Consider the following 13,111-nt stretch of genomic DNA (forward strand, 5'->3'; position numbering starts at 1 on the left):
AATTCTTACGACAGCAACTTAAAAATCCGAGTATTACTATGCGTCTTGCATAAACCCGTTTTATTACAAAATTACGCTTTTTGCGTAAGTCCTAAAGATTATTGATAGTTGATCTTGCTACTGACGCTCATAGACTGCTTTCTTAGATAAGTAAGTAAATCGCGATTGGATTTGGGTCACATAACTCAGAGCCTCGTCAATATTTAATGCGTAAAGTGGGCGTTTGTTCAGCCGGTTGAGCATTAAATGGAGCTCAAACTGAGACATTAATACGGGCTTCTCGCGTATAGCGTTACCAAAATATTTTAGTCATAAAATGACTTTATTTTGATGGTTTTTTTACTTGACATCTGAGTCAACGCGAAATTACAATCCGTCCCATCGCATCATATAGGAGTCCTATCTTGGACAGTAGTGGTAGTTATTTACGTAGATGGGCTTTCTGCCCTGTGATACACGCAAACACCAAGTAGACGCTCTTCTCTGCTCCAGTTTGCGCATGCGCAGACTGAGGTGCCTCGGCGATCTTTATCGCCTTAGTAACGTCCCCATCCAAAACTTTATTAGACCTGTCTGCTCCGCCGATCTACTTGGCATGGGCAACGACGTCGATGTCGCATACTACAAAGTGGGAGTATGTTTCACCTTGCAAGGGGATTGTAGTGGATTGGTATATTTTTACTCTTCGGGTTTTTCTTGCTCTGATATTAGGTTCGCTCATTGGAGCTGAGCGACAAATCAGGCAGCGAATGGCAGGTCTCCGCACTAATGCGTTGGTTGCTGCCGGCGCTTGTTTATTCGTGACGGTGTCAGAGTTTTCAGGAGATCCGCAAGGGCACGCGCGGATTGCGGCGCAAGTCGTTTCTGGAATTGGATTTCTCGGTGCTGGTGTCATTATGCGAGAGGGATTGAATGTGCGCGGCCTTAACACGGCGGCAACGCTATGGTGCTCGGCAGCAGTGGGTGTTTTGACCGGTTTGGGTTATCTGCTCGAAGGATCGATTGGCGCAGCAGCGATTTTAGGTGCCAACGTGTTACTCAGACGGTTCGCTCAGTTAATTAACAGCCAGGGCTTACAGAGTGCCATCGAAATCGACCAGCTTTACAAGGTCACTATTGTCTGCCGCGCAGAAGACGAAGTACATGTGCGAACCTTGATATTGCACATGTTAAATGGTATGCCACAATTGATGATCCAGTCATTACATAGCGAGGATCTACCTGCCGCAGGACAATTGGAAGTGCGGGCAGAGCTCATTACTTCTCCGAACAATCATTTCCACCTAGAACAGATTGTAAGCCGTATTAGCCTTGAAAAAGGCGTTAGCGCTGCACGCTGGGCCGTACTCAATACACCATTGATTTAGCCGAAAATAATGCCTTACAAAATATCATCAGCTAACTATAGGATGAGGCAATTCCTCGCTTCTTTCGCCCAAGCCAATCATAAAGATATGCACGTAAATGTAGCATCCGAGAGCCACTACAGTTTCTTGTCGCACTTAAATCTTAACACTGCCTAAACTGATTTTTGAGAATCGAATTACTTTTTACAACACTCGTTTGCCATGTATTTCCCTGCCTGTAGCGCAGTTTCAAAGTCTGCGGCAGACATTTGTGGACCAAATCTTCTGCGCAACTGGTCTTCGGATATATTTACATTACGTACGATTGCATCGGCAACAGTATAGGTAAGTGACATCTTTGTATCTCTCGGAAGCAATTCTCCAGCAAGATATACTTGTGCCAATAACGCCATAGCGAATGGTTCGCCTTGTTGAGCCGCTGCCACTAGATTCGAAACGGCTCCCTCTTTCCATTGCTGCACAATAGGATCATCACGGTTAGCAATCAAATCAATTGATTTGCCGTATGGTCCCTCCATGTAGAAATCTATCTGCGCTTTAACGTTACCGCCTCGCGCTGCCATGGATAAAAAATATAATCGTTCGTGCACTTGGGCTGGAGTAACGCCTTTACATATTTTTTGCAAGTCTTCTCGTTCACGTAAAAATTGTTCCCGATCAGCCGCATTCTCGAATTTAGCAATTGCGTCATCGTTATTGGCACAAACAGATTCAGCCTGATACACATGGTATGCCGCTTCCTGGTTTCCGGCTCGCGCAAGGGAGCTCCATTTAGAAATAAAATCACTGGCGGTGAGTCCGCCAAAGTCTACAGCTCTTCCATTACGCCCGTAAATAACATTAGGTATGTTTTTGTCTGTGACTTGAGTATCAGATTTTACTGGCCCACCCAATACGAATGGAGATACACCCCAATTATTTATCCCGGGTCGACTATTGCTGGAAATCGGTTTATTTTCTTTCTCTTCTAATTTATTTGATGCAACGAGATCAAGTGCTCCGGAAAAGTAGAAGATGGCGCAAAGTCCAACGCCGCTTAACATCAATAAAGTACAAGTAGAAATTTTCACAAAATTTTTTTGAAAGTGGCAAGAACACTAAATTATCTTGAGGATTTAGCTGAATGACTTCAGTAAACTCGATTGACCATTAATGAGACTTCTCCTCGCTGATAAAGAAACTGCAGCGGCTCCTTAGTGGCAGCCGATGCAGCGTATTAAAAAGCAAATACCAACGTTATTGCCACAGGTAGCAGTAAGCTTGGCTAGCCTCGAGATTGTCTCCTTCAGTTCCGTCCGCCGCCACTTCTTTAATGAAACCATCAGGGTGAGCATTATCTGGAGTTACATTGCAATTGTTGTGAACCCAATGGATGCCTAATCCGCTCGAATATAATTCACCGCATAGTTCAAGTTGATCTCCAACTTGAATTGATGTTAGAGATCTTGGTATTGATCTAGAATTTTTTACGTAGTCACGCGCATATACATTGTCGATGGCAACATCATAAACTTGTCCATCCTGGTCTGATTGCACTTTAAGATGGGTATGAGATAGTCCTATGCCCTTCAGATAACTTTTTGCGCTGGCAAAAGTAGGGCCACCTACCACTGAGCCTGTCAAATAACTACCCGCAGCTGCATCGCAATCACTTTGTCCATCGGCCATCGCGTAAATACTTTGACTCATCAAAAATAAAACTACCAATAATTTTTTCACTTACATTCTCCTTCATGGTTGGGGGATAGTTGTAATTCAGAATCACAGCAGCGTTTAAAAGCAACGTTGAAACAAATCGACAAACTTGAACAATTGTTCTATGTTCCAAACAAGCTTTCCCAACCCGGGTATGGATACCTCGTCATATATATGAACTGTTTCCTAAGACCTATAGCCGTTTTCGAGTTGGTGAATTACGCACTGCTGACCAAAAATATGTCTTTTGGATAAGTGTGAAAATAACATTTCATTATTACAACTATGTGACTTTGATTTTTTAAATATTGAATAAATCCTCCTCAAAAAAGATCAATTAAAAGTAACTTTTTTTAAATTCGAATTGATCACATTTTGTTAAGCCTAATGTTGGTAATGCAGCGGGCGACAAGATCTGAGTTTCTTATATCGATCCATTAAAATCGATCAGTCGACCGACTATATCTATGTAATTTATTTGATGGGTTTTGCTGGCGAATTTCAGCGGTACGATGATGATTTAGGCGACCATATCGACTGCACTAGGTTTGATGTATGGACTGTTTGCCGCTGGTCTGTATTTAATTCCACTTACAAGCCACTGAGCAATGAGTGAATCGTGATTCTTGCTAACGCGCGGCGCGGCGCCACGCGCTTATTAGCAAAAAGTAGGCGGAATACTTTGTTTAGTCATCATCTCCATGGTGTCGATGTTCCTCATAACGGTCATGGTGATGTCCATGCCAACCATGGCCCCATTGTTCGCGATAGTCATGTTCATCGTGTCGGACGTAATAGGGCACATACATAGGTCGCGCCTCAATCCACACAGGGGAGGGTTCCTTATAAACCGGAACTTGAACATGGTCTATCACGGTGCGGCAACGTTGCACATTCTGTGTGTAATAGCCTGGAGACGACGACATGCGCTCGCCGACCATCACACCTGTTATCGCGCCAAGGGCAGTCGCTGCAGTGTGGCCGTTCCCATTTCCAACTTGGTTACCGAGTAAGCCGCCTGCAATGCCGCCTATGAGTGCACCTCCGACGTCATTACTACGTTGTTGCATGTGAACCTGCTCGTTCCAGCACTCTTGACGAGGACGCTCAATCGTTTGATATTCAGTGGAGAATGCCGCAGCTGGCAACGCCAGGAGTATGAGTGCCAGACTAGTTTTGATTGTCATGATGATTCCTCCTGTTTTTTCTATTGCGTTGTTGACGTTATTGGTTGTTACCAGATTGGTTATGCTTCGCGATTTCATTTCCAACGTAGCCTCCACCAACTGCACCGGCGATTGCTGCAAGAGTACGACCATTACCTCCGCCAACTTGACTACCCACCAAACCACCGACGAGCGCACCAAGACCTATACCAAGTGGACTGTTCTGGGCGACCTGGGCTGGCTGTTGATATGCGGCCGCTGGTCGGTAATCTCTTGCTTGCTCAGCTTGAGCCAGCTGGGCATGGTCGCTGTTGTGGTTAGTCTGGTTGTAACGCGGATAGTCGTGGTGCACAACCGTTTTGTATCGAATAACTTCACGCTCGACAGGCACGGATACTAATTGTTGTGCCATTGGAGTGCTCGTATTATTCATCATTTCTGTTGTCGGATTAGCGACGGTCTGGCCGTGGGAGTTGGGCAAAATTCCTGTAATCGCTGCGGCACCCACTAGACTGACTAAAGTTAAGGAGGCAGCAGCAGCAGCCATCAAGGGGTGAATGCGATTTGAGCTAGTGGTTTCCATTTTCGTTCTCCGGTGTAGCGCTAGCATCGCGCTGATACACTCACAACGTCTGACGCCGCGAACGAGACGTAAGATAGATGTTTCCTGAGTAACTAGATGTAACTAAAGCTAGTTCGAGTTGTACGGTGTGATCGTTATAGCGAACTGTAAGAGCAATGTCTGAGTTAATTACAGAAATTCTGATTAAAAGCATATGCGAGGTAAAGTTCGAAAAAACGATTTATGATTATTTTGCGTCAGCGTATGCCGATGTTACCTCAGGTGGTGACAATGCTAATTGTGATTATATGAACGATATAAGTCGTTGTAATTTTTTCGACCCCAATCGATGTGACGTTGGACTGCGGTCTGTGAGTTCAAGCTTTTAGCTCGGATTGTCTAAACGAGAACCGCAGCCAGCTATACTCAAGGCCGCACCACTGCATCGATTCCAAGCACGCTGGCATCTTCAGCACCATGTCCAGCGGCGATGAGCTGATCCATTCTGGCCGCAATTGCTGGCAGTGTTGCCATCGAGCGACTGCCAGATGTTTCCAACATCAGTCGCACATCCTTGCGTGCCATCACTAGCTCAAAACTCGGAGCGAAGTTGCCTTTTGCCATGTTGAGCCCGCGACCGCCGACCATCGCATTTAAGTCCAGCATACCAAGCAACTTGATCGCATCTTCACCATGTATATCGCTTGCCTGCGCCAGAGTCAGCACATCTGCCATTACTGCAGAGAGGCCAATGATCATTGCATTACCTAGTAATTTGTTCGCGGCGGCAAGGTCGGATCGTTCTCCTATATAAACCAGACGCCCGGTCATCTTGGCGAGATCTGCCTTGACCGATTCGAATAGAGCACTTGGGCCAGCAACCATCATTGAACCTTGAGCGTTTCTAGCAGCCGGTGGTCCCATAAAGACAGGGCAGTGCAAATACTTCAATCCTGCGGTATGAAGTTGTTCAGCGCGCTTTGCGGTGAGTACCGGCAAGGTCGTAGTATGATCAATGATGATCGTACCAGGCTCGAGTGCAGTACGTGCCATGGCAATAACTTCTTCGACAACTGCGTCATCTTTTAGCACTAGATGCACTCGCGATGCACCTCGGACTGCGTCAGCAGGAGTTGCGGCGGCTTTGACACCAAATTGCATCAAAGCGTTAACTTTGTCCGCAGAACGATTCCATGCGGTGACTGAGTCACCACGTTTTGCCGCAGCTTCAGCGAATGCACCGCCGAGCAATCCTGTCCCAAGAAAGCTGATATTTGCCATGGTTTTATCCTATTGAAATTACACTTGAATGGTGATTATTGAGAGAATAGTTTTGAGTAATTCTAAACGATGCTTATATTTTACTATAGTCCGTTAAATTGCCGTTAGAGAGACCTGACCCGGTCAGTTGGTTTACAGTTGCTGGGCTGGTATGTCAAAACCTAGCCCATAAAACGGATGGATAACAGAGTCTCATAGCCCTAGTGAGCCGTTAGCGTAATGAACTTCTAGATTGCAAAACACTGATAAAGGATGAACTGACCTGCTCAATATTATAGCGATGCATTTCTCCATCAATGTGGAGGGGCATGATGGCGGAGAGGAACCTCAACAAAGTGACCACAGATCTTTCGTTACAAGGCTAAAATCTTAAAACCATTGTCTAGCAGAGCGCATATACGATCAAGCGGATGCTCGTGCCGGTGCTCAAATGTAAGCAGTTCCGGTCCATCAGTATCGTGCTCGCTGGATTAGTACTGGTGTAAATAGACAGTTAGAGATTGATGGAATTAAATCTACGCCGCACACAAATCGATTTTACTTATCGGTGACATAGTTCCTGCTATTGTCGTCTTCCGATCAACAATGCGACAGAATCGGTTTTAGAACCACATTCGGTAAAAGACGCGGTCTCTATCTATGAATAGGTGCTTTAGGCCGGCTAGCACATGCAGGACGATCAGGGTCGTCAGGATAAAAGCTAAGATTGAGTGCGCAGCAAAAAATTGTTCAGCGATGTCATGATTGGGAGTCGTCCAGGCTGGGAGTTTCATTCCGAATAGTGATACACCTCGCTTGGTATAAGATGTCCCTATAAATCCGATAATAGGCATGGCAAACATGCTGCCATAAAGCAGCCATTGGATAATGCTTGCTAAATTCTTTTGCCAGCCAGGGACGTTATCTGACAATGGCTCTGGTTTGTGTCTGATCCGCCAGACTATGCGAATCAGAATTAGTATGAGGACGAGTATGCCGAACGATTTATGTTGATCAAAATACCAACCACTCCCAGGCTCATCCTCAATCGACATCATGTACCAGCCCACGCACAGTAAGCCGATGATCAAGAGTGCGGATACCCAGTGGAGCCAAATTGCGGGCTTGTGATATTTCCAATTGTGTTCAGACTCTGTGCCAAAGTTAATATGCTTCGCCATGCGATTTCCTAGGTTAGTTATTAGGATACAAAACTGATCTATTTAAGTACCTTAGGTAGCGAGCCGCAGAAACATATACTTAGAAACTACGTTAAGCAACATGAGCAAGGCATTTAAAGGACGAAAGGTGAGAGGCCAATTCTGGTCATTTTTGTTAAGCTTTTCTGCAGTTTTCGAAGCTACAAAATTTCACCTTTCTACTTTGATGCCGTGTTATTCGTCCTAGTCTGATGGGGAGATTTGTACTTTATTTTCGTGATCTAGATCTGGTTTTTTCCATGGATCAATGTGCGTCATTAGGTTGAGCACTCTGTGGCGCTCCAGCACACGACGCCTGGCATCGACTGCAATGTCATGTCCGGCCTCCACTGTCAGTGATGCTTCGACTTCTAGGTGCACATCGGCGACGATCATGTCACCCATCTTCCGCGTACGCAAATCATGAACGTTGCTCACACCAGGTGTTTCTAACAATGTGATTCGGATTGCGTTGAGTTCGATCTGGTCGACTGCTCGATCCATTAAATCATGTAGGGCATCCCAAGCAAATCCCCAACCCATTTTGAGAATCATGAATCCTACAATCAGTGCGGCAATAGGGTCAAGTATTGGATAGCCTGCTAAATTACCGATGATACCTACGCCGACCACAAATGATGATGCCGCATCTGAACGGGCGTGCCATGCATTTGCAATCAGCATGCTTGATTTGATGCGCTTGGCGATGGCAAGCATGTAGCGAAAAAGTAGCTCTTTGGTGCATAGCGCTATAGCCGCCATCCATAAGGCAATACTCTGTACTTGTGCGATGGTATCCGGAGCTTCAAGCTTCAATACAGCAGTCCAAATCATGCCTGCACCAACTGCGAGTAGTAACAACCCTAGAATCAACGAGGCCGCATTTTCAAATCGCTGATGACCATAAGGATGGTCGTCATCGGCGTCTTTCTTGCTGTGATGACTGGCAAATAGCACAACAAAATCCGACACCAGGTCGGATAACGAATGAATGCCGTCAGCAATCAAGCCTTGTGATTTAGCGAATATACCTATGCTAATTTGAGCAACACTCAAGCAAATATTGACACCTACGCTCACCCAGGTACTTCGCGATGCCGCAGTTGCTCTCTCAGTTGCCGAATGCAAGGAATTCTCGTTCTGGTGTTCAACTTCAGTTGGGTTCATATTGACGCAATAATTTAGTAGTACATGATTTACGATAAACCAGCATCTTAAGGGACATTGCTTTTCTATGCGAGTAGAGGTGCTTCGAATCATATTCGCAATGATTCGCGTTTTACCTGCCAGGCATATATTAATAAAGAATCTGTTGATTCTTATGCCCTTCCTCGTAGTCCCATCTGCTTAGTTTTTAAGATAATCTTGTCGCCTAACACTTAGTTTGAGAATGAAAAATCTGTCTAGGATCGAATTAACGAACGCGGTAATTAACTCATAGGCGAAATTTTTTTGATCAGTTGTAAGTGTTGGCCAAAGAAATTCGCTCAATTAGTTTGAGGATGATTGCGATCCCTTTGATAAGTTTGATTTGTGTCAGTTAATACGACAGAACCGTTTGAGTTCGAGTAATATTCTTAATAATAAATCTAGCTTCATCTTTAAAGTCGTCTGCTACCTTCGCTAGAATGATACTGACTAAGTATTTAGCTTTCAGTTCAGGGGCAGCATTTGCATCGCATTATCACTTACCACTTTAGAGGGAATATATGGAAGAAGAATATGAAGTTCCTAGCCCGCACGAACACGCGCTTGATGATGCTGCTGAAAAAGAAAGCAATGGTTTAGCACAAAAAATTGCTTTGATGACGGCTGTTCTTGCCACCGTTGGTGCACTCATCAGCTACGAAAGCGGTGCTGCGCAAAATGAAGCGATGTTCCTAAAAAATCAAAGCATCCTTAAACAGGCGGAAGCATCCGACCAATGGGCATTTTATCAAGCGAAATCCATCAAGAGCCATCTTGATGATGCTGTTGCCGCGTTATCTACTACTTCGGAAATCAAAGAACGTTTTTTGGTAGACAAGCTAAAAGAAGAAAAAGAGAGGGTTGAAGTACAAGCCGAGGCGAAGAAACTACAAGCAGAATCCCGCAGATTAGGAGAAGAATCTGAAGCAAAGCTTAAGCCACATGAACGTTTGGCTCTAGCTTTGACCTTCATCCAGATCGCAATCGCACTTGCAGCAATTACAGTGCTGACCAAGCGGCGTTGGTTGCTCTGGGGCTCTGTTGCGTCCTCTGCAATTGGAATCGCTGCTGCAATCACCACATTTTTTTGAACACGAAGGCAATTCAAACGAAAACCACGCAGACACAAAACGCGTACCTTAGAGGCAAATATCTAGCATTCGGCTTAGGATTTGTCTCCTTGTACAAAGGTAGACATTATGGAGTATGAATGCCGCGTGAATAATGTACCGGAAAGCGCACTGGAAACTGCCATAAATGGCGCGTTAAAAGTGTACCAATCCCAGCCTGTAGTCTTATGCTGTAGTCTCAACCAAGCGACTAGAGAGCGCTAAGCAGCTATATAAATTAATGTTACTCAATTATGCTTTGCATAATGGTGATGCGCATCTGAAGAATTTTGCTCTGGTATACACAAACTATGAAGATGCATTTCTCTCACCTGTCTACGATGTAGTAACTACGTCTGCATATCCACATCTAGAAGATAAGCCCGCCCTCACATTACAAGGAAAAAAAGCCTAGTGGATGGGGAAGCAGCTTCGACAACTTGCAACAACGCGTTTGTCTTTGCTATCGCGTGATCTTGACGAAGCAGAGAATAGCATTAGTCGAGCGATTGGTCAGACCTTGCCATTAGTTTCGACAATGATTGAGCGCTATCCATATTTTAGAGAAACGGGTAAGCGTATGTTGATTGAATGGGTATTGTCAACTTGCTGAACGGAGACGGCGAGTTGTACAATTTTAGGCGAACTTGCATTTGCCCGGGTAACACGGTGTCATGGATTAGGTTTTTTTGCTACGTTGGTGACCTCATGCCATACAGAAAATGCCTGTGTACGCATGTGTCGGTACTGCTCCGCGGTCATACGGTTTCGCTGACACCGGAAAGCATGGTTGATCGGGCCATGAGCCGATAAAAAGCGCTGAGCATGGCCCGATGACTTGAAGCGCCGCATCTGTCGTTCTCGTTGCCGCATCGGTTGGTGCGAGAGTTCTGCACGGTTATTGAGGCCTTTGTGTTGGCGACGCTCCACACGCGGCATGATTTGCGTCTTCGCCGCGACATAACTCTTGAGCTTGTCGGTGATTAGCACTCGTGGTGCGTAACGTAAGCCCTTGAGCAGCTTGCGGAAAAAACGTTTTGCGGCTGTCGGTTGCGCCGACTCTGCATCAGAATATCGAGCACATGTCCGTTCTGATCGACCGCACGCCGTAGGTAATGGTGCTTGCCCTTGATTGTTAGCACCACCTCGTCGAGATGCCATTTGTCTCCGCGTTGCGGTTGACGCCGGCGAAGCTCATTGGCATAGCCTTGGCCAAACTTCAACGTCCATTGGCGGATCGTCTCATACGTGACTAGGATGCCACGGCTGGCCATTAGTTCTTCTATGTCGCGAAAACTCAGCGCGAACCGGAAGTAGAGCCACACGACATGGCTGATGATTTCTGCTGGGTAGCGGAACCCGCAATAGAGTAGAGATTTTTTCGTCTCGCCACCTTACAATATTTTGCCAGCCTCCGTAAGTTGACAATATCATCCTGAGAAAGTAGTAATGGATGAGAGCGGAGCCAATAAATCGGCGATCGATCAGATCATCGAAGACAAGGCGATTTTGCTAATGCGACAAAACGCCCGAACCACTCTTTAATAAATAATTAGATATTGTACGTCATTTGTGCTAACATAGCGTCAAATGAACTAACAAATGAGGTGACGCCATGAGTGCCCTAGCTTTTAAATCAGCTCGCTTTGGACTCCGTGCCACGCCAGAACAGGAAACTATACTGCGCAGAGCCGCTGATGTGTCGCGTAAATCTTTAACTGATTTTATTCTCGATAGCGCTTGTCTCGCGGCGGAACAAGCACTCCTAGACCAAAGATTGTTCATGGTTTCTGGGAATCAGTATCAATCTTTAATGGATTTATTGGAACGTCCTGAGCAAGAAAATAAAGGTCTACGCGATTTATTCTCTCGAAAATCGCCGTGGGATGAGGCGAAGTGAGTTTAGGCAAGCCGGAGCCTCTTAATGCCAAACATCAAATCGAGGAATTTGATTGTGGCAAGCCTCCCCTTAATGAGTGGTTGCTACGCCATGCCAGACAGGCGCAAGGAAGTGGATCTGCAAAAACTTTCGTAGTAGCAGATGGGTTTCGTGTTGTCGGGTACTTCAGTTTGACGATTGGCCAGGTCGACACTACTGAAGTTCCCGAACGTATCAGTAAAGGAATGGGGCAATACCCAATCCCTGTTGTTATAATTGCTCGCCTTGCTGTTTCTACTCATGATCAAGGCAAAGGCATTGGTATAGGTATGCTCAAGGATGCAATTGAACGTACCATCGTCATAGCTGATCAGGCTGGCGTCAGAGCTATGCTCACTCACCCCATTGATGATGAGGCTTCAAATTTCTACACCCGTTTCGGATTTATAGGATCGCCCATTCGTGAAAAACAATTATTACTTTTGCTAAAAGATGCGCGGCAATTGTTATCTACGAAAACTTGAAATAGTCCAATCAATCAACTCACTGCTTATAGTTTAGGCTCTATCGCATTAGGCCGAAATTGGTAAAACGTTTCGATGAAATCAGTGCCTAAATAAATTGAAGAGTCTGTACTTCGTCAGGTTTTAAAACGTTTACATTATCCACTCGATATGATGTTGTTATGTGTGCGTTGGTACGCGGCCTATGTGCTGAGCGGTATTGTCAACTTACGGAGGCTGGCAAAATATTGTAAGGTGGCGAGATGAAAAAATCTCGACTCTATCGCGGGTTCCGCTACCCAGCAGAAATCATCAGCCATGTCGGGTGGCTCTACTTCCGGTTCGCGCTGAGTTTTCGCGACATAGAAGAACTAATGGCCAGCCGTGGCATCATAGTCACGTATGAGACGATCCGCCAATGGACGTTGAAGTTTGGCCCAGGCTATGCCAATGAGCTTCGCCGGCGTCAACCGCAACGCGAAGACAAATGGCATCTCGACGAGGTGGTGCTAACGATCAAGGGCAAGCACCATTACCTATGGCGTGCGGTCGATCAGAACGGACATGTGCTCGATATTCTGATGCAGAGTCGGCGCAACCGACAAGCTCAAGAGTTATGCCGCGTGTGGAGCATCGCCAACACAAAGGCCTCAATAACCGTGCAGAACTCTCGCACCAACCGACGCGGCAACGAGAACGACAGATGCGGCGCTTCAAGTCATCGGGCCATGCTCAGCGCTTTTTATCGGCTCATGGCCCGATCAACAATGCTTTCCGGTGTCAGCGAAACCGTATGACAGCGGAGCAGTACCGACACATGCGTACGCAGGCATTTTCTGTATGGAATGAGGTCACCAACGTAGCAAAAAAACCTAATCCGTGACACCGTGTTACCCGGGCAAATGCAAGTTCGCCTGAAATTGTACAACTCGCCGTCTCCGTTCAGCAAGTTGACAATACCGGCGGGAGTACTGGCGCGTATTGCACCACCAGCATCACCTGTACCTAAAGCGATGGCGGCTAAAAAAGAGAGTGGGAAACCTAAAGCTAAATGATAGAACCTGTCAGCGCGATTAATAGATTTATCCATGGCGTTGGTGCACTTAAAAGTTGAAGTAAAAAGTACCCCAACCCCGATCATTTATGCAGGAACTTTCTGACTACGGACGGAGTTTGGGCGTCC

At 45.9% G+C, this 13,111-nt stretch carries 13 protein-coding genes and 4 pseudogenes; 9 read left to right on the forward strand and 8 right to left on the reverse strand.

Annotated features, from left to right (window positions below):
• The first annotated feature begins 656 nt into the window (after positions 1-656).
• The gene (locus AAKU61_RS20270; RefSeq protein ID WP_503012667.1) at positions 657-1,367 is read left to right on the forward strand and encodes an MgtC/SapB family protein; all 711 of its coding nucleotides are present in this window, start codon (positions 657-659) and stop codon (positions 1,365-1,367) included.
• Positions 1,368-1,543: 176 nt separating this feature from the next.
• Here the strand turns inward: AAKU61_RS20270 and AAKU61_RS20275 are convergent, their stop codons facing one another.
• The 7 genes from AAKU61_RS20275 to AAKU61_RS20305 form a co-directional block, all read right to left on the reverse strand.
• Positions 1,544-2,437, reverse strand: a complete 894-nt coding sequence (locus AAKU61_RS20275) for an SEL1-like repeat protein (RefSeq protein ID WP_354335216.1) — start codon at positions 2,435-2,437, stop codon at positions 1,544-1,546.
• A 166-nt stretch (positions 2,438-2,603) separates the two neighbouring features.
• Complete coding sequence (locus tag AAKU61_RS20280) at positions 2,604-3,086, reverse strand: hypothetical protein (RefSeq protein ID WP_354335218.1); 483 nt, start codon at positions 3,084-3,086, stop codon at positions 2,604-2,606.
• Between the two features lie 662 nt (positions 3,087-3,748).
• A complete protein-coding gene (locus tag AAKU61_RS20285; protein ID WP_354335220.1) occupies positions 3,749-4,249 on the reverse strand; it encodes a glycine zipper 2TM domain-containing protein in 501 nt (166 codons plus the stop codon).
• 37 nt (positions 4,250-4,286) lie between these two features.
• Positions 4,287-4,811 (reverse strand): glycine zipper 2TM domain-containing protein, encoded by a 525-nt coding sequence (locus AAKU61_RS20290; RefSeq protein ID WP_354335222.1) that lies wholly within the window; start codon positions 4,809-4,811, stop codon positions 4,287-4,289.
• Positions 4,812-5,216: 405 nt separating this feature from the next.
• Positions 5,217-6,071: an NAD(P)-dependent oxidoreductase gene (locus AAKU61_RS20295; protein WP_354335223.1), complete on the reverse strand. Its 855-nt coding sequence runs from the start codon at positions 6,069-6,071 to the stop codon at positions 5,217-5,219.
• 602 nt (positions 6,072-6,673) lie between these two features.
• The gene (locus tag AAKU61_RS20300; protein ID WP_322121764.1) at positions 6,674-7,231 is read right to left on the reverse strand and encodes a cytochrome b; all 558 of its coding nucleotides are present in this window, start codon (positions 7,229-7,231) and stop codon (positions 6,674-6,676) included.
• A 222-nt stretch (positions 7,232-7,453) separates the two neighbouring features.
• Positions 7,454-8,416, reverse strand: coding sequence for a cation diffusion facilitator family transporter (locus AAKU61_RS20305; RefSeq protein ID WP_322121763.1), 963 nt, complete (start codon positions 8,414-8,416; stop codon positions 7,454-7,456).
• 542 nt (positions 8,417-8,958) lie between these two features.
• Here AAKU61_RS20305 and AAKU61_RS20310 point away from each other — a divergent pair.
• The 3 genes and pseudogenes from AAKU61_RS20310 (at position 8,959) to AAKU61_RS20320 (ending at position 10,159) form a co-directional block, all read left to right on the forward strand.
• Positions 8,959-9,528 (forward strand): DUF4337 family protein, encoded by a 570-nt coding sequence (locus AAKU61_RS20310; protein WP_322121762.1) that lies wholly within the window; start codon positions 8,959-8,961, stop codon positions 9,526-9,528.
• A 235-nt stretch (positions 9,529-9,763) separates the two neighbouring features.
• A pseudogene (locus tag AAKU61_RS20315) lies at positions 9,764-9,961 on the forward strand (HipA domain-containing protein); the annotation flags it as partial.
• A 3-nt stretch (positions 9,962-9,964) separates the two neighbouring features.
• Entirely contained in the window at positions 9,965-10,159 is a 195-nt protein-coding gene (locus AAKU61_RS20320; protein WP_322121761.1) for a hypothetical protein, read from the forward strand.
• A 59-nt stretch (positions 10,160-10,218) separates the two neighbouring features.
• Here AAKU61_RS20320 and AAKU61_RS20325 read toward each other — a convergent pair.
• A pseudogene (locus AAKU61_RS20325) lies at positions 10,219-10,871 on the reverse strand (IS6 family transposase).
• Between the two features lie 290 nt (positions 10,872-11,161).
• On the opposite strand from AAKU61_RS20325, the gene AAKU61_RS20330 reads away from it, so the two are divergent.
• The 5 genes and pseudogenes from AAKU61_RS20330 to AAKU61_RS20350 all read left to right on the forward strand — a co-directional run bounded on the left by AAKU61_RS20330 (position 11,162) and on the right by AAKU61_RS20350 (position 12,983).
• Entirely contained in the window at positions 11,162-11,446 is a 285-nt protein-coding gene (locus tag AAKU61_RS20330; RefSeq protein ID WP_322121760.1) for a type II toxin-antitoxin system TacA family antitoxin, read from the forward strand.
• On the forward strand, positions 11,443-11,949 hold the full coding sequence (locus AAKU61_RS20335; RefSeq protein WP_322121759.1) for a GNAT family N-acetyltransferase: 507 nt from the start codon (positions 11,443-11,445) through the stop codon (positions 11,947-11,949). Before AAKU61_RS20330 ends, AAKU61_RS20335 begins: the two co-directional genes overlap by 4 nt.
• 96 nt (positions 11,950-12,045) lie before the next feature.
• Positions 12,046-12,144: pseudogene (locus tag AAKU61_RS20340) on the forward strand (IS6 family transposase); the annotation flags it as partial.
• 47 nt (positions 12,145-12,191) lie between these two features.
• A pseudogene (locus tag AAKU61_RS20345) lies at positions 12,192-12,811 on the forward strand (IS6 family transposase).
• Positions 12,812-12,815: 4 nt separating this feature from the next.
• Positions 12,816-12,983 (forward strand): hypothetical protein, encoded by a 168-nt coding sequence (locus AAKU61_RS20350; protein ID WP_322121758.1) that lies wholly within the window; start codon positions 12,816-12,818, stop codon positions 12,981-12,983.
• The last annotated feature ends 128 nt before the right edge of the window (positions 12,984-13,111 follow it).

The organism is Undibacterium sp. GrIS 1.2, from assembly GCF_040544435.1.
In the GTDB taxonomy this organism is placed as follows: domain Bacteria; phylum Pseudomonadota; class Gammaproteobacteria; order Burkholderiales; family Burkholderiaceae_D; genus Undibacterium.